At 64.0% G+C, this 20,096-nt stretch carries 19 protein-coding genes; 7 read left to right on the top strand and 12 right to left on the bottom strand.

Annotation, left to right across the window (positions count from 1 at the left end; genetic code table 11):
- Positions 1-6 precede the first annotated feature (6 nt).
- From ACZBJS_RS21105 to ACZBJS_RS21080, 6 genes are all read right to left on the bottom strand, one after another.
- Positions 7-1,125: a cobalamin-independent methionine synthase II family protein gene (locus ACZBJS_RS21105; RefSeq protein ID WP_253589815.1), complete on the bottom strand. Its 1,119-nt coding sequence runs from the start codon at positions 1,123-1,125 to the stop codon at positions 7-9.
- Between the two features lie 31 nt (positions 1,126-1,156).
- Positions 1,157-1,873: an ABC transporter ATP-binding protein gene (locus ACZBJS_RS21100; protein WP_463439095.1), complete on the bottom strand. Its 717-nt coding sequence runs from the start codon at positions 1,871-1,873 to the stop codon at positions 1,157-1,159.
- Positions 1,866-2,618, bottom strand: a complete 753-nt coding sequence (locus tag ACZBJS_RS21095) for an ABC transporter ATP-binding protein (RefSeq protein ID WP_253589813.1) — start codon at positions 2,616-2,618, stop codon at positions 1,866-1,868. The genes ACZBJS_RS21100 and ACZBJS_RS21095 overlap by 8 nt, the downstream gene beginning before the upstream one ends.
- A complete protein-coding gene (locus tag ACZBJS_RS21090; RefSeq protein WP_463439094.1) occupies positions 2,615-3,646 on the bottom strand; it encodes a branched-chain amino acid ABC transporter permease in 1,032 nt (343 codons plus the stop codon). Before ACZBJS_RS21090 ends, ACZBJS_RS21095 begins: the two co-directional genes overlap by 4 nt.
- A gap of 7 nt (positions 3,647-3,653) precedes the next feature.
- Entirely contained in the window at positions 3,654-4,523 is an 870-nt protein-coding gene (locus ACZBJS_RS21085) for a branched-chain amino acid ABC transporter permease (RefSeq protein ID WP_463439093.1), read from the bottom strand.
- A gap of 155 nt (positions 4,524-4,678) precedes the next feature.
- The gene (locus ACZBJS_RS21080; protein WP_463439092.1) at positions 4,679-5,860 is read right to left on the bottom strand and encodes an ABC transporter substrate-binding protein; all 1,182 of its coding nucleotides are present in this window, start codon (positions 5,858-5,860) and stop codon (positions 4,679-4,681) included.
- Positions 5,861-6,234: 374 nt separating this feature from the next.
- Here ACZBJS_RS21080 and ACZBJS_RS21075 point away from each other — a divergent pair, with 374 nt between their 5' ends.
- Positions 6,235-6,513, top strand: a complete 279-nt coding sequence (locus ACZBJS_RS21075) for a hypothetical protein (protein WP_229161380.1) — start codon at positions 6,235-6,237, stop codon at positions 6,511-6,513.
- 191 nt (positions 6,514-6,704) lie between these two features.
- On the opposite strand, the gene ACZBJS_RS21070 is transcribed toward ACZBJS_RS21075, so the two are convergent.
- Together ACZBJS_RS21070 and purU are read right to left on the bottom strand one after the other, a co-directional pair.
- Entirely contained in the window at positions 6,705-7,100 is a 396-nt protein-coding gene (locus tag ACZBJS_RS21070) for a metallophosphoesterase family protein (RefSeq protein WP_253589810.1), read from the bottom strand.
- Positions 7,101-7,415: 315 nt separating this feature from the next.
- Positions 7,416-8,279, bottom strand: coding sequence for a formyltetrahydrofolate deformylase (gene purU / locus ACZBJS_RS21065; RefSeq protein ID WP_229161371.1), 864 nt, complete (start codon positions 8,277-8,279; stop codon positions 7,416-7,418).
- A gap of 135 nt (positions 8,280-8,414) precedes the next feature.
- On the opposite strand from purU, the gene ACZBJS_RS21060 reads away from it, so the two are divergent.
- Positions 8,415-9,260 (top strand): uroporphyrinogen-III synthase, encoded by an 846-nt coding sequence (locus ACZBJS_RS21060; RefSeq protein ID WP_253589809.1) that lies wholly within the window; start codon positions 8,415-8,417, stop codon positions 9,258-9,260.
- 98 nt (positions 9,261-9,358) lie between these two features.
- Here ACZBJS_RS21060 and ACZBJS_RS21055 read toward each other — a convergent pair whose 3' ends face one another.
- From ACZBJS_RS21055 to ACZBJS_RS21040, 4 genes are all read right to left on the bottom strand, one after another.
- Positions 9,359-10,336, bottom strand: coding sequence for a tripartite tricarboxylate transporter substrate binding protein (locus ACZBJS_RS21055; protein ID WP_463439091.1), 978 nt, complete (start codon positions 10,334-10,336; stop codon positions 9,359-9,361).
- A 117-nt stretch (positions 10,337-10,453) separates the two neighbouring features.
- Positions 10,454-11,398, bottom strand: coding sequence for a GDP-L-fucose synthase (gene fcl / locus ACZBJS_RS21050; protein WP_301322305.1), 945 nt, complete (start codon positions 11,396-11,398; stop codon positions 10,454-10,456).
- On the bottom strand, positions 11,379-12,479 hold the full coding sequence (gene gmd / locus ACZBJS_RS21045) for a GDP-mannose 4,6-dehydratase (protein WP_411782425.1): 1,101 nt from the start codon (positions 12,477-12,479) through the stop codon (positions 11,379-11,381). Before gmd ends, fcl begins: the two co-directional genes overlap by 20 nt.
- Before the next feature lie 137 nt (positions 12,480-12,616).
- Positions 12,617-13,291, bottom strand: coding sequence for a Crp/Fnr family transcriptional regulator (locus ACZBJS_RS21040; RefSeq protein ID WP_028338337.1), 675 nt, complete (start codon positions 13,289-13,291; stop codon positions 12,617-12,619).
- Positions 13,292-13,689: 398 nt separating this feature from the next.
- On the opposite strand from ACZBJS_RS21040, the gene ACZBJS_RS21035 reads away from it, so the two are divergent.
- From ACZBJS_RS21035 to ACZBJS_RS21015, 5 genes are all read left to right on the top strand, one after another.
- Entirely contained in the window at positions 13,690-14,511 is an 822-nt protein-coding gene (locus ACZBJS_RS21035) for an ABC transporter ATP-binding protein (RefSeq protein ID WP_028338338.1), read from the top strand.
- Positions 14,508-16,436, top strand: a complete 1,929-nt coding sequence (locus ACZBJS_RS21030) for a long-chain fatty acid--CoA ligase (RefSeq protein WP_310885803.1) — start codon at positions 14,508-14,510, stop codon at positions 16,434-16,436. Before ACZBJS_RS21035 ends, ACZBJS_RS21030 begins: the two co-directional genes overlap by 4 nt.
- 217 nt (positions 16,437-16,653) lie before the next feature.
- Positions 16,654-17,547, top strand: coding sequence for a branched-chain amino acid ABC transporter permease (locus tag ACZBJS_RS21025; RefSeq protein ID WP_028343071.1), 894 nt, complete (start codon positions 16,654-16,656; stop codon positions 17,545-17,547).
- Positions 17,548-17,550: 3 nt separating this feature from the next.
- Positions 17,551-18,624: a branched-chain amino acid ABC transporter permease gene (locus ACZBJS_RS21020; protein WP_253589806.1), complete on the top strand. Its 1,074-nt coding sequence runs from the start codon at positions 17,551-17,553 to the stop codon at positions 18,622-18,624.
- A gap of 60 nt (positions 18,625-18,684) precedes the next feature.
- Entirely contained in the window at positions 18,685-19,968 is a 1,284-nt protein-coding gene (locus ACZBJS_RS21015; protein ID WP_028338342.1) for an ABC transporter substrate-binding protein, read from the top strand.
- The last annotated feature ends 128 nt before the right edge of the window (positions 19,969-20,096 follow it).

Raw genomic sequence — 20,096 nt, 5'->3', positions numbered from 1 at the left:
TACGCGTCACTTGCCCCAGACCTCGCTCGCGACCTCGACGGCGAGCCGCAGCTTGGCCCACTGCTCTTCCTCGGAGAGGATGTTGCCTTCCTCGGTCGAGGCAAAGCCGCACTGCGGCGACACCGCGAGCTGCTCGATCGGGGCGAATCTGGATGCTTCCTCCAGCCGCCGCTTGATGGCGTCCTTCTTCTCGAGCTCGCCGAACTTCGAGGTGATGACGCCGACCACCACGACCTTGTTGCCCTTGGGCAGGAAGCGCAGCGGCTCGAAGCCGCCGGCGCGGTCGGAATCATATTCGAGGAAATAGCCGTCGTAATTGGTGCCGGCGAGCAGCGTCTCGGCGACCGGCTCGTAGCCGCCGGAGGAGATCCAGGTCGAACGGAAATTGCCGCGGCAGACATGGGTCGTGATCACCATGTCGGACGGACGGTCGGCGATCGCGTAGTTGATGACCCGGGCGTAGATCTCCTGCAGGCCCTCGGGATTGTCGCCGCGGTCGCGCGACTTCTGCAATTCCTCCTGCGAGCACAGATAGGCCCACACCGTGTCGTCGAATTGCAAATAGCGGCAACCGGCATCGTAGAACGCCCTGACCGCCTTGCGATAGGTCTTGCCGAGGTCCTGATAGAATTCCTCGAGGTCCGGATAGACCGCCTTCGAGATCAGCTTGCGGCCGCCGCGGAAATGCAGCACCGCCGGCGAGGGGATCGTCATCTTCGGCGTGACATGCGCTTGGTCGGCGTACTTCTTCAGGAAGCGGAAGTGATCGAGCATCGGGTGGTGATCGGAGAAATCCAGCTTGCCGGTCACCCTGATGGCGTCGTGCCGGGTCTGCACGCCCGCGAACTGGATGCCGATGTCGGGATGAAACAGCTCGCAGCCGGTCAGATGGCTGAGGAAATCGAAGTGCCACCAGGAGCGGCGGAACTCGCCGTCGGTCGCAAGCTTCAGGCCGACCGAGGCCTGCTTGTGCACGACCTTCTCGATCTCCATGTCCTCCACCTTGCGCAGCTCGTCGGCGGAAATCTCGCTCTTTTCCAATCTGGCGCGAGCCTCCTTGATCTTCGGCGGCCGCAACAGACTGCCGACCTCGTCGGCGCGGAACGGAGGCTTGGTTCGCTGCATGGTCAACTCCCGGACGTTTCTAATGTGCCGTCTAATGTGCCTTGGCCCCAGAGACGCCGAGGTGGCGCTCGAGGACGGAGGGATCGGCTTTTAGCGCGCTGCTTGCGGCATCGTGCACGATCGTGCCGCGTTCCAATATCACAGCGCGGTCGGCCAGCCCCAGAATCTTTTGCGCGTTCTGCTCGACGATGATCGAGCAGATGCCACCCGAGCGCGTGATGAGTCCGATCGCCTTTAATAATTCCTCAACGATGATCGGCGCGAGGCCTTCGGTCGGCTCGTCGAGCAGCAGCACTTTCGGATTTAGCGTCAGCGCGCGGCCGATCGCCAGCATCTGCTGCTCGCCACCGGACAGCTGGTTGCCGAAATTGCGCCGCCGCTCCTGCAGCCGCGGAAACATCTCGTATACCCGCTCGACCGTCCACGGCCCGGGCTGCGCCACCGCGGTCATGTTCTCTTCCACCGTCAGCGAGCGGAAGATGTTGCGCTCCTGCGGCACCCAGCCGATCCCGGCGCGGGCGCGCTGGTCGGGCCGCATCGCCGTGATGTCGCGGCCTGCGAGCGCGACGCTGCCGCCGAAGCGCCTGACGATGCCGACGATCGAATTGATCAGCGTGGTCTTGCCGGTACCGTTGCGGCCGAGCAGCGCGAGCACCTGGCCCTCCGCAAGCGCCAGCGACATATCGGGCAGCACCACCGCCTCGCCGTACCCGGCACGCAGGCCCTGGATGGAAAGAAGGTCAGGCATCGGCGGCCTCGCCGAGATAGACCGCCCTCACCTGCGGATCGCGCGCGACCTCGTCGGGCGCGCCCTCGGTGAGCAGGCCGCCATTGACCAGCACCGAGATGCGGTCGGCGAAGGAGAATACGAGGTCCATATCGTGCTCGATCAGGAGCACGGTGACGTCGCGCGGCAATGCCGCCACCGCCGCCAGGATATCGTGGCGCTCGCTCTCGGGCACGCCGGCCGCGGGCTCGTCGAGCAGCAGCACCCGCGGCTTGGCGGCGATCGCGACCGCGATCTCGAGCAGGCGCTGCTTGCCATAGGGCAAGGTCGAGGTGAGTTCGGTCATCACGTCGAGCAGATGAAAGCGCGTCAAGATTTCGGCGATCTCGGCGTTGACGTCGCTGCGCGTCCCCATCCGCCGCCACCAGTCGCTGCCGCGGCCCATCCGTTCGGAGACCGCAAGCCCGATGGTTTCGAGCGGGGTCAGATCGGGATACAGCTGGTTGATCTGGAAGGTGCGCGACAACCCGCGCAACACCCGCTTGTGCACGGAGAGCTCGGTGATGTCGCTGCCTTCGAGCAGGATGCGCCCGCTGTTCGGCGTCAGCACGCCGGTCAGCTGATTGATGACGGTGGTCTTGCCCGCGCCGTTCGGCCCGATCAGCGCGTGGCGGGCCCCCTGCATCACCTTGAGCGAGAGGTCGCGGGTGACGCGAAGGGCGCCGAAGGATTTTTCGAGGCCGCGTGTTTCAAGCGCGATCGTCATGACGCGTCGCTCTCCGGCACGGCAACGGCAGCCTTGCGGCCGGCGAACTGGCGGATGATCAGGTTGGGCACGAACAGCACCGAGCGATGGATGCGCACGCGGCCGACCAGCACGATCACGACCAGCACGAGGCCGATCCAGAACAGCCAGTATTGCGGGGTGATGCTCTGAAACAGCTCCTGCAGCATCTTGAACACAACGGCGCCGATCAGGCCGCCATAGAGATAGCCGGTGCCGCCGATCACCAGCACCAGCATCAGGTCGGCGGAGCGCTCGAAGGAGAAGACGTCGAGCGAGGCGAGCGCCGTGGTCTGGGTGAACAGCGCGCCGGCGATCCCGGCATAGAAGGCGGCGAGCGTATAGACCGCGATCAGGCGGCGGTTGACCGGCACGCCGATCGCGGCCGCGCGCAGCGGATTGTTCCTGATCGCGCGCAGCGACAGCCCGAACGGCGAATGCACCACGCGCCGCGCGAGCAGGAACAGGATGAACATCATGATCAGCGAGTAGAAGAACCCGGTCTTGCCGAACATGTCGAAGGTGAACAGACCGAGGATCGGCTGCATTTCGATGCCCTGCAGCCCGTCGGTGCCGCCGGTGATGTTGGAGAAGCGCTCGGCGAGCGCTTCCAGCAGCAGCGCGATGCCGAGCGTCACCATCAGCCGCGTCAGATCGACACCGCGGATGACGAGAAAGCTGGTCAGGAAGCCGAGCAGCGCCGCAACCAGACCGGCGGCGACCAGCGCGATGACGGGCTCGTTGATGATGCCGTGCAGCGCCAGCAAGCCGGCCGAATAGGCGCCGATGCCGAAAAAGGCCGCGTGGCCGAGCGAGACGATGCCGGCGTAGCCGAGGATCAGGTCGAGCGACAGCGCGAACAGGCCGAGCCGCACGATGTCGGTCATGATCAAATAACGCGACGGGAACAGGAAGGCGCAGGCGAGCGCCAGCGCCCAGAACGCGACCTCGCTGACCCGCCAGCGCGCGCTGGCCATCGCGTGAGTGGATACGTCAGACAGCGCCGTCATGACCGCCTCACCGTGCCGCGGTACGGCCGAATAGGCCGTTCGGACGCCAGAGCAGGATCACGATCATGACCGTGTAGATCACGAAGGAGCCGAGCTTCGGCACGTAATACTTGCCGGTGACATCGGCGATGCCAAGCAGCAGCGACGCCAGGAACGGTCCGGTGATCGAGGAAGAGCCGCCGACGGTGACGACGATCAGGAAGTAGATCATGAATTTCAGCGGGAAGTACGGATCGAGCCCGAGGATCTCCGCACTCAGCGCGCCGCCGAGACCGGCCAGGCCGCAGCCGAACGCAAAGGTGAAGGCGAACACCTGCGGCACGTTGATGCCGAGGCCGATCGCAGCGCGCGGATCGTCGACCGCGGCGCGCAGCCGGCTGCCGAACCGGGTCTTGGCGAGGATCAATTGCAGCGCCAGCGTGAGGAGGCCGCAGATCACCACGATCAGCAGCCGGTAACGGCCGATGCCGACGCCGAACAGGTCGATCTGGCCCTCCAGCGCCGCCGGCAGCTTGATGAAGACCCGCGACGATCCCATGATGTAGTCGACCGCCGCGACCGACATGAACACCAGACCGACCGAGAACAGCACCTGATCGAGATGGCTGCGGCTATAGAGATGGCGGTACAGCGTGCGCTCCAGCGCGACGCCGATCACGGCGCTACCGACAAAGGCGAGCGGCAGCCCTGCGAAGAACGGCCAGCCGGAATTGTTCACCAGCACGGCGCAGATATAGCCGCCCGCCATCGCGAAGGCGCCATGCGCGAGATTGACGAAATTCATCAACCCGAGTGTCACCGCAAGCCCGCAGGCGAGCACGAACAGCAGCATGCCGTAGGCGACGCCGTCGAACAGGTTGGTGAGGATAAAGGCCATGGAGTGACGGCAAACCTGATGGTGACTCGTCATTCCGGGACAGCACTTGCGCTGAACCCGGAATCTTCTTCAATTCTCTCGAGATCCCCCGATGCGCAATCGCGCATCTGAGGTTCGCGCTATTGAGCGCCCCGGGATGACGGGCTTTTCGCGCGTCACTTCTTGGTCTTGCCGGAATCCTTGACGGCCTCGAAGGTCGCGAACTCGACATTGTAGAGCTCGCCGTCGACCTTCTCGACCTTGCGGATATAGATGTTCTGCACGATGTCGCGGGTTTCCGGATCGATCGAGATCGGGCCGCGCGGGCTCTCCCACTTCATGCCCTTCATCGCCTCGATCAGCTTGTCGCCGTCGGTCGCACCATTGGTCTTCTTCAGCGCCTCGTAGATCAGATGGATGCCGTCATAGCCGCTGACCGCCATGAAGCCGGGGCGGTTGCCGAACGCCTTCTTGTATGCGGCGACGAAGTCCTTGTTCATCGCGGACGGATGCGCGGCCGAATAGAGATGCGCCGTCACCGCGCCGAGCGCGGCATCGCCCATATTGTTGAGCAGATCGTCGTCCATGACGTCGCCGGGTCCGATCACCCTGATGCCGCTCTTGTCGAGCCCGCGCTCGGCATATTGCTTCATGAAGTTGCCGCCCTGCCCGGCCGGCACGAATACGAACATCGCGTCGGGCTTGGAATCCTTCATGCGCTGCAGGAACGGCGCGAAGTCCGGATTGGCGAGCGGGACCTTGACCTCTTCGACGATCTCGCCGCCGCCGGCGGTGAAGTGCTGCTTGAAGAAGGTCAGCGCATCGTTGCCGGGCGCGTAGTCGGAGGTCAGCGTCGCGACCTTCTTGATGCCGTTCTTCACCGCCCAGTCGCCGATGATGGTGGAGGACTGCGCCAGCGTGAAGCTGGTACGCACGATATAGGGCGAACGCTCGGTGATGATGGAGGTGCCGGCCGCCATCACGACTTCCGGGATCTTGGCCTGCGTCGCCAGCGGCGCCGCGGCGAGCGCCGCGGGCGTCACGCCGAAGCCGGCGATGAAATTGACCTTGTCGTTGACGATCAGTTCCTGCGCGAGCCGCTTGGTGTGGTCCGGCACCGCGGTGTCGTCCTTCAGGATGATCTCGATCTTCTTGCCGGCGACGGTGTCGCCCTTCTGCTGCATGTAGAGCTTGATGGCGTTATCGATCTGCTTGCCGGTCGACGCCTGACCGCCGGTCATCGGCAGGATCAGCCCGATCTTGACGGCGTCGTCCGCCCACGCCGGCACGCTGGCGCACAACCCGGGAAGCACGGCGGAAGCGGCGCCCCACAGCAACATTTTGCGACGATTGAACATCGACATCCCCCTCCCCCTTCTGATCTTCGGCGCTGAGCTTTAGTTCCGGTTGTTGGCTTATCTTAACCCAACCATGTCACCGCCAAGCCGCAACGCGACAAGGCGTCTCCCCGTGCCCTCTGTCAATCGGACGATGGATGTGTGTCGCGCGGGACGCGATCGAATCCAACTAAGAAAGTGGTATTAAAATACCAAGAACGCCACGAAACTCAATGCCCAAGAACCGATCACGCGTCACCAGAGCACCTTGGCGGTCCCGATCATTTGTACGATCGTACAAACAGCGCTGCGATGTCAACAAACAAGCACAATTGCAGCCGAACGGTCGCGCCAAGATCATCATCCATAAAGACCAGGGCTGTATCCTGCCTCACATGTCGATCTTCTCGCGCCCTATCTCTGTCCTGACTGCCCTCGCGTTCGCGGCCTGTACGCTCGGAGGATGCGGCACCGTGAACCGGAAGCTCTCGGCCGGCATGGCCGACTACATTCCGGCCTGGGCCGGCGGCCTGCCCGCCGACGCGCCGCCGCGGGCAGGTACCCCCGAATACGACAAGTACATGCAGGAGCGGGAGCGCAAGCGCCTGATGCCTGCGGCCGAGCGCGGCGATGATCCCAAGCCGGCAACGCCACCGCAGGATGCTGCCCACTGAGCGTACGGCCGGATAGGACAGGCACCGGGTTGTGCCGTGCACAGGGATAGCGACAGCCCGACAGACTAGCTGGAGCCATCCTCGCGGATGATTTCGCCGCGGTAGCCGAACTCCACCATGTGGACAGTGACGTAGTCGTCGCCGACGAACGCACCCCGTAGGAATCCGGCAGATCGGCGACGGTCAGCACCTCAGCGAATACTGAATAGCCGTCGTGGTTCGGCGCAGCGAGGGTTATGGGAACGCCCGCACCGAACCGCCCGGCACGATGTGGCGGTGACCGAAGAAGATGTGCCTGATCTTGCTCCGGTGCTTCGTGACGATTGATCGGAACCTGCATCATCGAGCAGGCCGATCCGGTCCACCGGCGCGATGCGGGTCGGGAATAGATTGTGATGCATGACCAGGAAGAACGGGCCGTCATGCTCCGATAGCTGGTGTTCCAGCCAGGCCTGCCGCGCCGGGCAAAAGCTGCCGGCGGCCGTCTGCAGGTCGTAGGTGTCAAGCAGCAGGCAGCGGCCGAACGAGGTGTCGTGAACGCCTTGCGCGAACTCGTCCGCGTCGGCGCGGGAAACACGCTGAGACACCTCTCGCGATGATCATGATTGCCGATGCAGAGCCGCACCGGGATTGAGAACCCGTTCAGGCGTTCGCGCGGCAAGTGATAGTCAGCGAGCTCGCCGATACCCGAAAGATCGCCGAGATCACCATCAGCTCGGCGTCGCGGTGATCGGCAAGCACCTGATCCAGCGCGCTCGAAGTTCTTGCATGGGATCACGGCCAAAGATCGTGCTCCCCGGCGTCGTCAGATGGATGTCGCTCATGTGGATGAGTTTCATGCAGCACCTCGATGCAGGGCGACACCCTAGCCGTCAAAGCGCGACAACCGGAGTGAACGCGGATCAGTCCACGAACACCACGGTCTTGCGTCCGTTGAGGATGACGCGATCGGCGAGATGGTAGCGGATCGCGCGCGCCAGCACCCGGCGCTCGATGTCGCGCCCCTTGCGCACGAGATCCTCAGGCGTGTCGCGATGGCTGATGCGCTCGACGTCCTGGTCGATGATCGGGCCTTCGTCGAGGTCGCACGTGACGTAATGCGCGGTGGCGCCGATCAGCTTGACGCCGCGCTCATGGGCCTGGTGGTAGGGCCTGGCGCCCTTGAAGCCCGGCAGGAAGGAATGATGGATGTTGATGCAGCGGCCTGACAGCCGCGCCGACATCTCGTCCGACAGGATCTGCATGTAGCGGGCCAGCACCACGAGATCGGTCTTGGTGTCCTGGGCCAGCTTCCACACCGCGTCTTCCTGCTGCCGCTTGGTCCCCTTCGTCACCGGCAGATGATGGAACGGGATATCGCCGAAATCGAGCGAGCCATAGGTCTCGCGCGGATGGTTGGAGACGATCGCGGTCGGGATCATTTCGAGTTCGCCGGTACGCCAGCGGTAGAGGATGTCGACCAGGCAGTGATCGGACTTCGACACCAATAGCATCACCCGGCGGCGGCTGGCGCGATCGCGCATCTGCCATTCCATCCCGAAACGTTCGGCGATCGCGGCAAAGCCGGTCTGCAGCGCCGCGAGCTCGACCGCGAGGTCGGCCGCGGTAAACACCACGCGCATGAAGAACTTGCCGGTCTCCACGTCATCGAACTGCTGGGCGTCCAGGATGTTCTGGCCGTTATGGGCGAGAAACGTCGAGACCGCCGAGACGATCCCTGGACGGTCCGGACAGGACAGGGTCAAAACGAACTGATGGTCGGGCATGCCAATTGACCAAAGCTTGAGCAGATTGATGGAACGGTCATTTTCGGCCCTCGTCTACACCGCAGGCGGCGTTGCGCCAATCCCGGCGCCGGGGTCAAATCGAACAAATGACGACAATGTTTGTTAGGGTCCATCATGGCTGAACGGCTGAACGGCTACCGCATCCTGATCCTCGAGACGCGCGAGGAGGCGCAGTTTTCCCGCCTGCTCGCCGAACAGGGCGCCGACGTGCTGCAATGCCCGATGTTCACCATCCACGATGCGCCTGATCCGGCGCCGATCGTGGCCTGGATTCGCCGCGCCATCGAACGGCCGCTCGACGACCTCGTGCTGATGACCGGCGAAGGCCTGCGCCGGCTGATGAAAGTCGTGGGCCGGATCGGCGTCGAGCGGGAGTTCGGCGATAGCCTCGCCAAGGCGCGCAAATTCGCTCGCGGCCCCAAACCCGGCCGGGCACTGCGCGAGATCGGCCTGGAACCGCAAATGACGACCGAGAAGCCAACCTCGGAAGGCGTCGCCGAGATGCTGTCGAAGCTCGACTTGACTGGCCATCGGCTCGGCCTGCAGCTCTATCCCGACAAGGATCACGCCAGCCTGATCGGCGCGATCAAGGCACAGGGCGCCGAGGTCGATACGGTGCTGCCCTATGTCTATGACGCGCAGGCCGCCGACGCCAACATCGTCACCGCGATCGAGGAGATGGCGCAGGGCCGCATCGACGCGATCGCTCTGACCAATCTCGGCCAGGTCCGCCGCCTGATCGAGGTGGCACGGGCGCGCGGCTGCGAGGACAGGTTACGCGAGGGGTTCGAGCGTACGCCGATCGCGTCGGTCGGACCGGCGGTATCGGACGAACTCAAGTCCCAAGGCCTGCGCACCGACATCTACCCGGCCGAAGACGCCTTCTTCATGCGGCCGCTGATATCGGCGATGGCGGCGGCGCTTTCAAAGAATCCGCCGCGCGCGACGGCGCGAAGCTAGAACCTTTTCCGTTCCGATCGAATCGGAACGGAGCTCTAGATTCTAGTTTTGACGCGTTTCCTTCACGCGAACCGGCGTCCATTTCGCTCGAAAACGCTCTAATCAACCTTGGCGCCGGCGAACTTGACCACCTTGCCCCATTTCTCGGTCTCGTCGGCCACCAGTCTGCCGAAGTCGGCAGCCGAGCCCGGCAGCATGATCGCGCCGATCTCGGTAAAGCGCGCCTTGGCCTTGGGATCGGCGAGGATTTCATTGACGGCCTTGTTGAGCCTGTCGACGATTTCAGGCGGCGTGTTCTTCGGCGCCGCGAGGCCGTACCAGGCGCTCGCCTCGTAACCCGGCAGGAAGTCGGCGACCGGCGGCAGGTCCGGAAGCACGTCCGAACGGGTCGTGCTGGTGACCGCAAGTCCGCGCAGCTTGCCCAATTTGACGTGCTCGGCGCAGGTCGGAAGATTGTCAAACATCACCTGCATCACGCCGGACAGCATATCGGTGAGCGCCGGCGCGCCGCCCCGGTAGGGCACGTGCTGCATGTTGATGCCGGTCAGCATCTTGAACAGTTCGCCCGACATGTGGATCGTCGAACCGTTGCCTGAGGACGCCATGTTGAGCTTGCCGGGATTGGCCTTTGCATAGGCGATCAATTCGGGAATCGACTTGATCGGCAGCGAGGGGTTCACCACCACGACGTTGGGAAAGCGAATGATGCCCGCGATTGGCTCCATCTCGCGCATGAAATCGAACGGCAGCTTCTGGTAGAGCGTCGCATTGATCGCATTGGCCGGCGCGACCAGCAGCAGCGTGTAGCCATCGGGCGCCGCGCGCAGCGCCTGCTCGGTGGCGATGTTGGTCCCGCCGCCCGGCCGGTTCTCGACAATGAAGGATTGCCCGAGCTTTTCCGACAGCCACTGCCCCATCAGGCGCGCCGTCAGGTCCGCCGAACCGCCGGGCGTATAGCCGATCACGAGACGAACCGGCCGCGCCGGATAGGCCTCGGCAAACGCTTTCCCAAATGTGAGCGGCAACGCAGCCGTAGCGGCTGCAAGTTGCAGGAACTGGCGGCGTAGAACCTTCATGATGTCTCCTCCGACGCACTGGCGGCTCTTGCGGCACGCTTGGGCACGCGCATCCTAGCCGCGCGGCGTCGCCAAGCCGACAGATATTCTCAGTCGGAGGGCGGGAGGTTCACCGCGTCACTTCGTCTCGCGCAGATAGGCCTGGTACGCGAGGGCGATGCCATCCTCGAGCGAGGTGGTGGCGCGCCAGCCGAGCCTGGCCAGCCGGCCGACGTCGAGCAGCTTGCGCGGCGTGCCGTCCGGGCGCGACGTGTCGAAGCTGATCTCGCCGCGATAGCCGACAGCGGCCGCGACGACGCGCGCGAACTCGGCGATGGTGATGTCCTCGCCGGTGCCGATATTGACCAGTTCGGGCGATGAATAGGTCTTCATCAGATGGATGCAGGCGTCGGCGAGATCGTCGACATAGAGGAATTCGCGGCGCGGCGTGCCGGTGCCCCACACCGCGACGTTGCCGGCGCCCGAAACCTTGGCCTCGTGGAAGCGGCGGATCAGCGCGGCGACGACGTGGCTGTATTCGGGGTGATAATTGTCGCCGGGGCCGTAGAGATTGGTCGGCATCACGCTGATGAAATCGGCGCCGTACTGGCTGCGATAGGCCTCGGCCATCTTGATGCCGGCGATCTTGGCGATGGCATAGGGCTCGTTGGTTGGCTCGAGCGGGCCGGTCAACATCGAATCCTCGCGCAGCGGCTGTGGCGCCAGGCGCGGATAGATGCAGGACGAGCCGAAGAACATCAGCTTCTCGCAGCCATTGGCGTGCGCCGCCTGGATCACGTTGCTCGAGATCGCCAGATTGTCGTAGAGGAATTCCGCCCGCAGCGTGTTGTTGGCGACGATGCCGCCGACCTTGGCGGCGGCGAGGAATACGGCCTGCGGCCGCTTCGCGGCAAACCATGCGTTGACCGCGGTTTGGTCGCGCAGATCGACCTCGCTGCGCGACACCGTCAGAAGGTCGGCCTCCTCGCGCGCCAGCCGGCGCATCAGCGCCGAGCCGACCATGCCGCGATGGCCGGCAACGAAGACCGTCTTGTCCTTCAGCTCAAACGCCGTGCTTGCCATTGGCCGCGTCCTGCCTGGCCTCGACGAGATCGCTGGCGACCATTTCCTTCACCAGCTGCGCGAACGGCGTCTTCGGCGCCCAGCCGAGCTTGGCGCGCGCCTTGCTGGCGTCGCCGATCAGAAGATCGACCTCGGTCGGGCGGAAATAGGTCGGATCAATCTGTACCAGGGTGTTGCCGGACGCCTTGTCGATACCGACCTCCTCGACGCCCTTGCCGCGCCATTCGATGCTGCGGCCGACCTCGGCAAACGCCAGCTCGACGAACTCGCGGACCGACCGCGTCTCGCCGGTCGCGAGCACGAAGTCGCCGGGCTCGTCGACTTGCAGGATCCTGTGCATGCCCTCGACATAGTCGCGGGCGTGGCCCCAGTCGCGCTTGGCGTCGAGATTGCCGAGATAGAGCTTGTTCTCGAGGCCGACCTCGATGCGGGCAACGGCGCGGGTGATCTTGCGCGTCACGAAAGTCTCGCCGCGGATCGGGCTCTCATGGTTGAACAGGATGCCGTTGCTGGCGAACATGCCATAGGCCTCACGGTAGTTCACCGTGATCCAGTAGCCGTAGAGCTTGGCGACGCCATAGGGCGAGCGCGGATAGAATGGCGTGGTCTCCTTCTGCGGCACCTCTTGCACGAGCCCGTAAAGCTCCGAGGTCGAGGCCTGGTAGAACCGCGTTTCCTTTTCCATGCCGAGGATGCGAATCGCCTCCAGCAGCCGCAGCACGCCGATCGCGTCGGCGTTGGCGGTGTATTCCGGGCTCTCGAAACTGACCTGGACGTGGCTTTGCGCCGCGAGGTTGTAGATCTCGGTCGGCCGGATCTGCTGCACCAGGCGGATCAGATTGGTCGAATCGGTCATGTCGCCATAGTGCATCAGGAACGGGACGTTGCCGACATGCGGATCCTGGTAGAGATGGTCGACACGCGCGGTGTTGAGTGAGGACGAGCGACGCTTGAGCCCGTGCACGGTATAACCGAGGCCGAGCAGATATTCGGCGAGATACGCGCCGTCCTGCCCGGTGACGCCGGTGATCAACGCAACGCGCCGCTTCGAGTCCTGAGCCGCCGAATCCTTAACTGCCATGTCATCTCCAGAGATCGCGCAAACAGCGCGCCGACGAGGCCGGTCTGTAGCATCCGGCCTGCTCCAAGTCTAACATCACAATTGCTGAATCGGGGCTTCAGCGCCCCCGAAAATGGTTAAATGCGGCCTGGATCCCATCATTCCCCGTAGTGGCGCAACCGGTCGAGGTTGAGGATGGTCACCCCGCCATAGTCGAGCCGCAACAGCCCCTCGCGCTCCAGCCGCTTCAGGCACTGGTTGGCGTTCTGCCGGGAGATCCCCGACAGCGCCCCGATCTCCTCCTGGGTGATCTCCAGGTGCAGGGTGAGGTCGGGGTAGAGAATCGGATTGAACAGCGAGGCGATCGAGCGCGCCAGCCGCGCGGTGGCATCCAGCGTGCGGCCATATTCGAGCAGCGCAATGAACTGGCCGAGCCGCTCATTGAGCGAGCCGACCAGGAACCGGTTGAAGCCGACACTGTTCTCGAACAGCCAGACGAAGGTCCGGCGATCCATCATCGCCAGTCGCGTGTCGCGCAGTGCGACCACATCGTAGCGCCTGGGCTCATTTTTGAGCACGGTCCCCTCGCCGAACCACGCGCCTGCGGTGAGACCCGCGAAACTCGCCGCCTTGCCGCCGCGCGAGACGATGCCCATGCGCGCCAGCCCGGTGACGATGCCGGTCCAGTACTGAAAATTGTCGCCGCGCATGAAGATGAATTCGTTGGCGCGATAGGATTTTTCGGAAATGCCGGCGCGCGCGATTTCGATTTCTTGCTCGCTCAGTTCGCGCGACCAGGCCGCGATGTGCCTCAGGTAATCAGCAGCTATCATGCTAGCGACGGCGTCCTCCCCAAGATACTGCAACGATATTGCACCGCAGCAACGCCGTGCGCGAAGCCAGGGACCCGAGGCCTGGAATGCCAGCGAAAATTCCTGACTAAATGTCGGGCACATGACAATTCAACCTATCGCTTTCTCGTATTCAGAGCCACCTCGCGTAACGTCGCGCAGCTCCTTGATGGATCGCTGAAGGCGGACGACGCGAGAGACGGGCTTGCAGGCGGGTGCGGCGTTACCGCGCATGACGCAGGCGATCGGGTCAAGCGATCTCCCGAACGCAGGCATCATTAGTCGGATGGTCTCCCTTCGGCGGCCCATGTAAGATCGAAGAGTAAGATCGAAGCGAAGATAAAGAGCGCGCCAAAGCGCCCGTATCTGGAGGGAACAGGGTGGCTAATAGTCTCGAGGTGCGCGGAGTCTCATTGCGCTTTGGCGGCGTCCGCGCGCTGACCGAAGTGAGCTTCGGCGTCAACGAGGGCGAGCTGTTCTCCATCATCGGCCCGAACGGCGCCGGCAAGACCTCGATCGTCAACTGTATCTCCGGCCGCTACCGGCCGACCGAAGGCCAGCTGTTCTATCGCGGCCAGGACATTACCGGCCTCAACCCGAACGCGCGGCCCCGGCTCGGCATCGGCCGGACCTTCCAGAATCTCGCGCTGTTCCACCACATGAGCGTGCTCGACAACATTATGGTCGGCCGCCATCACCTCCTGAAGAACAACTTCATCACGGGATCGCTGTACTGGCTGACCGGCGCGCGCCGCGAGGAGCTGGAGCACCGCCGCAAGGTGGAGGAGATCATCGACTTCCTCGATCTGCAATCGGTGCGCAAGGCGACCGCCGGCACTCTGCCCTACGGCCTGCGCAAGCGCGTCGAGCTCGCCCGCGCGATGGCGCTCGAGCCGCAACTGATCCTGCTCGACGAGCCGATGGCCGGCATGAACTTCGAAGAGAAGGAAGACATGGCGCGCTACATCGTCGATCTCAACGAAGAGTTCGGCATGACGGTGATGATGATCGAGCACGACATGGGCGTCGTGATGGACATCTCCCACCGCGTCATGGTGCTCGACTTCGGCCGCAAGATCGCCGAGGGCGATCCGGCCACCGTGCTCGCCGATCCCCATGTCAAGCGCGCCTATCTCGGCGAAGAGGACGAGGCGCTGGTCGATCCCGACGACAAGCCGGCGGTGCGGGAGAGCGCCGCATGATGGACTATGCCGGTCGCGCCGCGCAGGCCGACACCTTTCCCAAGATGCTGCGCCTGAACGCGAAGGAACACGGCCAGGAGATCGCGCTGCGCGAGAAGGATTTCGGGTTGTGGCGCGAATTCACCTGGAACGACTACCAGACCCGCACCCATGATTTCGCGCTCGGCATGGTCGAGCTCGGGCTTGGCCGCGGCGACGTGATCGGCATTATCGGCGACAACCGGCCGGACTGGGTCGCCGCCGAGATCGCGGCCCACGCGATTGGCGCGATGAGCCTCGGCCTTTACCGCGACGTGCTCGACGAGGAAGCCGCCTACCTCCTGACCTATGGCGAGGCCAAGCTGGTCTTCGCCGAGGACGAGGAACAGGTCGACAAGATGCTCGGCCTGGCCGATCGCGTGCCCCACCTCAAGTACATCGTCTATTCCGACCCTCGCGGCATGCGCAAATACGACGATCCGCGATTGATGGAGGCGAGCAAGCTCGTGGCGCTGGGCCGCGACCGCGCCGAGCGCGAGCCTGGGCTCTACGAGCGGCTGGTCGATGCCACTGATGGCGAGGACGTCGCGATCCTCTGCACCACCTCGGGCACGACAGCCAATCCGAAGCTTGCGATGCTCTCGGCCGGACGCGTGCTGCGGCACTGCGCGACCTATCTCGCCTTCGATCCGAAGGGGCCGGACGACGAATATGTTTCGGTGCTGCCGCTGCCCTGGATCATGGAACAGATCTACGCGCTGGGCAAAGGGTTGCTCTCCCGGATGAAGGTCAACTTCGTCGAAGAGCCCGACACCATGATGCACGACTTCCGCGAGATCGCGCCGACCTTCGTGCTGTTCGCGCCGCGGGTCTGGGAATCGATCGCGGCGGACGTCCGCGCCGGGGTGATGGACGCCTCGCCGTTCAAGCAGCGGCTCTATGACCTCGGTATGAGGACCGGCCTTGCGGCGCTCGCCGAGGGCAAGCGTTCTGTGTTCGCCGACCAGCTCTTGTTCCGTGCGCTGCGCGACCGGCTCGGCTTCACGCGGCTGCGCTCGGCGGCGACCGGCGGCGCGGCGCTCGGGCCGGATACCTTCAAGTTCTTCCAGGCGATGGGCGTGCCGCTGCGCACGCTATACGGCCAGACCGAGCTGCTCGGCGCCTACACGCTGCATCCCGAAGGCAAGGTCGATCCCGACACCACCGGCGTGCCGATGGCCGACAGCATCGAGATCCGCATCGACAATGCCGACGTCAACGGCGTCGGCGAGATCGTGGTGCGGCATCCGAACATGTTCCACGGCTATTACAAGAACCCCGAAGCATCGGTCGCCGACATCAAGGACGGCTGGATGCATTCGGGCGATGCCGGCTACTACAACGACAACCGGCAGCTTGTCGTGATCGACCGCATCAAGGATCTCGCCGAGACCTCGCGCGGCGAACGCTTCTCGCCGCAATATATCGAGAACAAGCTGAAGTTTTCGCCCTATGTCGCCGAGGCGGTGGTGCTCGGCGCCGGCCGCGACGCGCTCGCGGCGATGATTTGCATCCGCTACTCGATCATCTCGAAATGGGCGGAGAAGAACCGGATCTCGTTCACGACCTACACCGACCTGTCCTCGCGGCCCGAAGTCTATGCGCTGCTCAAGAATGAGGTCGAGACCGTCAATGCCACCCTGCCGCCGGCGCAACGCATCTCGCGCTTTTTGCTGCTCTACAAGGAGCTCGATGCCGATGACGGCGAGCTGACCCGGACCCGAAAAGTCCGCCGCGGCGTGATCAACGAGAAATACGCCGACATCATCGATGCGATCTACCGCGGCAAGGCCACTATCCCCGTCGACACCGTGATCCGCTTCCAGGACGGCTCGATCCAGCGCGTCCGCACCACGCTCGAGGTCGTCGACCTCGGCCGCGCCGTGATCGCGGAGGCCGCGGAATGACTGTGTTGCGCGACCAGAACGCGGTGCTCATGAATGTGCCCTCTCCCCTTGTGGGAGAGGGCTACACCGTTAGTCGACACGAACTCGCTTGGGTGAGGGGTACCCTCTCCACGATCCCGATGCGGAGACAACCCCTCACCCGGCTTCGCTTTGCGAAGCCACCCTCTCCCGCAAGGGGAGAGGGTGCTGGCGCCGCAGTCCGGAGCGACCGTACCCCATGAACACCCAGTTCCTGATCCAGTTGATCGTCAACGGCCTCGTGGTCGGCACGCTTTACGGCGTGGTCGCGATGTCGTTCGTGCTGATCTACAAGGCGACGCAGGTCGTGAACTTCGCGCAGGGCGAATTGCTGCTGGTCGGCGCCTGGGTGTGCTGGGCGCTGCTGACGAAGTATCAGGTGCCGTTCTGGGTCGGCATGCCAATCACGCTGGTCTTCATGTTCATCTTCGGGATCGCGATCCAGGTCGTGATCCTGCGTCCGATGATCGGCGAGCCCATCATCTCCGTGATCATGGTGACGATCGGCCTGTCGACGGTGTTCCAGGCCGCGCTGAAGTGGATCTTCGGCGTCAACCCGCAGCCGTTCCCGCGCGTGTTCCAGAGCCAGTCGGTCAGCCTGTTCGGACTGCAGATCCAGACCGTCTATGTCATGAGCCTCGTGGTCTCGCTCGCCATGATGGTCGGCATGGCCTGGTTCTTCCGCGCCTCCAAGTACGGCCTTGCGATGCGCGCCACCGCCTTCAACCAGCAGGTCGCGCAGTCGCTCGGCATTTCCGTCAAGAACGTGTTCGCGATGGCGTGGGCGATCTCGGCCACCGTCTCGGCGGTCGCCGGTGTCGTGGTCGCCGTGGTCAACGGCGTGTCGTCCGGCCTCTCCGCCTACGGCATCAAGGTCTTTCCGGCCGCGATCCTGGGCGGGCTCGACTCGGTCGGCGGCGCCGTGCTCGGCGGCATCATCATCGGGCTGCTGGAAAACGTCGCCCAGTATGTCGACAGCCAGTACCTGCACTGGGGCAATCTCTACGAGATCGCGCCGTTCTACGTCCTGATCATCATCCTGATGATCAAGCCGTACGGCCTGTTCGGCACCAAGGATATTGAGCGGGTCTGATCAATGGCGACAAGCACACTCATCCCCTCGGGCGATTTCCGCACCAGCTATGCGGCCGACACCACGGTCTTCCCGACCGCAACCAGCCGCAATTTCGCGATCCTCGGCATCGTGCTCGCCTGCTTCGCGCCGATGCTGCTGTCCAACTACCTGCTCTCGATCGCGATCCAGATCGGCATCTTCGCGATCGCAGCCCTCGGCCTCAACGTCCTGGTCGGCTTCACCGGCCAGATCTCGATCGGCCATGCCGCGTTCTTCCTGTTCGGCGCGTTTACCTCGGCCTACATCTCCAACAACGCGCCGATCCCGGTGTTCTTCGCCATCCCCCTCGCCGGCGTCGTCACGGCGCTGGTCGGCCTGATCTTCGGCGTGCCGGCGGCGCGGCTGAAGGGACTCTATCTCGTGATCGCGACGCTCGCCGCGCAGTATATCCTGCTCGACTTCTTCTCGCGCGCCGAATGGTTCTCGGGCGGCTCGGTGCCGGCCAGCGCCAATCCGTTCTCGATCTTCGGCTACACCCTGCGCGGCGACCGCCAGTATTTCTACGTCGTGCTCGCCTACATGGTGGTCAGCTATTTGCTCGTCACCAATCTGATGCGCACCCGCGACGGCCGCGCGCTGGTCGCGATCCGCGATCACTATCTCTCCGCCGAGATCATGGGCATCAACCTCACCAAGTACCGGACGCTGTCGTTCGGGCTTGCCGCCTTCTTTGCCGGCATCGCCGGCGCGCTCTACGCGCACTATCAACTCGTGGTCTCGCAGGAAGGCTTTGGCATCGAGCGCTCGGTGCTGTTCCTCGCCATGGTCATCATCGGCGGCACGGGCTCGGTGATGGGCACGCTGATGGGCACGGCCTTCGTGGTGCTGCTGCCGGAATCGATGGAATGGCTGAGCGCCTGGCTGAAGGGCGGCGCCATCGACAAGGCGCTGCAGCTCAACAACAACATCACCTTCCTGCGCGAGATCGCGATCGGCCTGATCATCATCGGCTTCTTGATGTTCGAGCCCGACGGCCTCGCGCATCGCTGGCGGCAGATCAAGGCCTACTGGAAGCTCTACCCGTTCTCGCATTGACGCAAGGCACGGAACGCAACTCAAAATTCGGTTCAACGAATAGGCAGGAGGAAAGAAAAAATGACGATTAGATCCCTTTTGAGCTCGGTCTCCGTTGCGCTGCTGATCAGCAGCGCGGCCACCACCGCGCAGGCGCAGATCGCCATCGGCCATCTGCAGGACCTCTCGGGCGGCACGTCCGACGTCGGCACCCCCTATGGCCAGGGCGTCGCGGACACCTTCGCCTGGGTGAACAAGAACGGCGGCATCGGCGGCAAGCAGCTCAATGTCGACAGCAACGACTATGGCTACCAGGTGCCGCGCGCCATCGCGCTGTACAAGAAGTGGTCGGCGCCCGACGGCAAGGTCGCGGCGATCATGGGCTGGGGCACGGCGGATACCGAAGCCCTCACCGGCTTCCTGGCGCAGGACAAGATCCCGGACATCTCCGGCTCCTACGCCGCCGCGCTGACCGATCCGGAAGGCACCAGCGGCAAGGCCAAGCCCGCACCCTACAATTTCTTCTACGGCCCGAGCTATTCGGACTCGATGCGCGCGATGCTGACATGGGCCGCGGAGGACTGGAAGGCCAAGGGCAAGCCCGGCAAGCCGAAATTCGTCCACATGGGCGCCAACCATCCGTATCCGAACGCACCGAAGGCGGCTGGTGAAGCGCTGGCGACCGAGCTCGGCTTCGAGGTGCTGCCGCCGCTGGTGTTCGCGCTGTCGCCCGGCGACTACTCGGCGCAGTGTCTCAGCCTGAAGAGCTCGGGCGCAAATTATGCCTATCTCGGCAACACGGCGGCCTCGAACATCTCGGTGCTGAAGGCCTGCAAGACCGCCGGCGTCGATGTCCAATTCCTCGGCAATGTCTGGGGCATGGACGAGAACGCGGCGAAGACCGCCGGCGATGCAGCCGACGGCGTGATCTTCCCGCTCCGCACGGCGGTGAGCTGGGGCGGCAACGCGCCCGGCATGAAGACCGTGATGGAAATCTCCAAGATGTCCGACCCGTCCGGCAAGGTCTATCGGCCGGTGCACTACATCGCCGCGGTCTGCAGCGCGCTCTATCTGAAGGAGGCGCTCGACTGGGCCGCCAAGAACGGCGGCGCCACCGGCGAGAACGTCGCCAAGGGCTTCTACCAGAAGAAGGATTGGGTGCCGGCCGGCATGGACGGCGTCTGCAATCCGTCGACCTGGACCGAAAAGGATCACCGCCCGACCACGAAGGTCGACCTGTATCGCTCGAAGATCTCGGGCGCGACCGATGGCGACATCAACGACCTGATGGGCAAGGGCACGATCAAGCTCGAGAAGGTGAAGACCGTCGACCTACCGCGCAAGCCGGAATGGTTTGGGTGGTAAGGCAACGGCTGATCACGTCCACAAATCGTCATGCGCGGGCTCGACCCGCGCATCCATCAAGCGAAGACGTATTCCGATCGATGGATTGCCGGGTCAAAGGCGAGCGGAAGCGACGCCGTTCTTCGGAC

The sequence above is a fragment of the Bradyrhizobium sp. KZN70725 genome (assembly GCF_055264925.1).
The sequence above is the reverse complement of the archived record's forward strand: the minus strand, read 5'-3'. Positions and strand labels throughout refer to the sequence as shown.

Coding starts and splice junctions, on each gene's coding strand:
- ACZBJS_RS21105 (WP_253589815.1), bottom strand. CDS start 1,125: ATGCAGCGAACCAAGCCTCCGTTCCGCGCCGACGAGGTCGGCAGTCTG.
- ACZBJS_RS21100 (WP_463439095.1), bottom strand. CDS start 1,873: ATGCCTGACCTTCTTTCCATCCAGGGCCTGCGTGCCGGGTACGGCGAG.
- ACZBJS_RS21095 (WP_253589813.1), bottom strand. CDS start 2,618: ATGACGATCGCGCTTGAAACACGCGGCCTCGAAAAATCCTTCGGCGCC.
- ACZBJS_RS21090 (WP_463439094.1), bottom strand. CDS start 3,646: ATGACGGCGCTGTCTGACGTATCCACTCACGCGATGGCCAGCGCGCGC.
- ACZBJS_RS21085 (WP_463439093.1), bottom strand. CDS start 4,523: ATGGCCTTTATCCTCACCAACCTGTTCGACGGCGTCGCCTACGGCATG.
- ACZBJS_RS21080 (WP_463439092.1), bottom strand. CDS start 5,860: ATGTTCAATCGTCGCAAAATGTTGCTGTGGGGCGCCGCTTCCGCCGTG.
- ACZBJS_RS21075 (WP_229161380.1), top strand. CDS start 6,235: ATGTCGATCTTCTCGCGCCCTATCTCTGTCCTGACTGCCCTCGCGTTC.
- purU (WP_229161371.1), bottom strand. CDS start 8,279: ATGCCCGACCATCAGTTCGTTTTGACCCTGTCCTGTCCGGACCGTCCA.
- ACZBJS_RS21060 (WP_253589809.1), top strand. CDS start 8,415: ATGGCTGAACGGCTGAACGGCTACCGCATCCTGATCCTCGAGACGCGC.
- ACZBJS_RS21055 (WP_463439091.1), bottom strand. CDS start 10,336: ATGAAGGTTCTACGCCGCCAGTTCCTGCAACTTGCAGCCGCTACGGCT.
- fcl (WP_301322305.1), bottom strand. CDS start 11,398: ATGGCAAGCACGGCGTTTGAGCTGAAGGACAAGACGGTCTTCGTTGCC.
- gmd (WP_411782425.1), bottom strand. CDS start 12,479: ATGGCAGTTAAGGATTCGGCGGCTCAGGACTCGAAGCGGCGCGTTGCG.
- ACZBJS_RS21040 (WP_028338337.1), bottom strand. CDS start 13,291: ATGATAGCTGCTGATTACCTGAGGCACATCGCGGCCTGGTCGCGCGAA.
- ACZBJS_RS21030 (WP_310885803.1), top strand. CDS start 14,508: ATGATGGACTATGCCGGTCGCGCCGCGCAGGCCGACACCTTTCCCAAG.
- ACZBJS_RS21025 (WP_028343071.1), top strand. CDS start 16,654: ATGAACACCCAGTTCCTGATCCAGTTGATCGTCAACGGCCTCGTGGTC.
- ACZBJS_RS21020 (WP_253589806.1), top strand. CDS start 17,551: ATGGCGACAAGCACACTCATCCCCTCGGGCGATTTCCGCACCAGCTAT.
- ACZBJS_RS21015 (WP_028338342.1), top strand. CDS start 18,685: ATGACGATTAGATCCCTTTTGAGCTCGGTCTCCGTTGCGCTGCTGATC.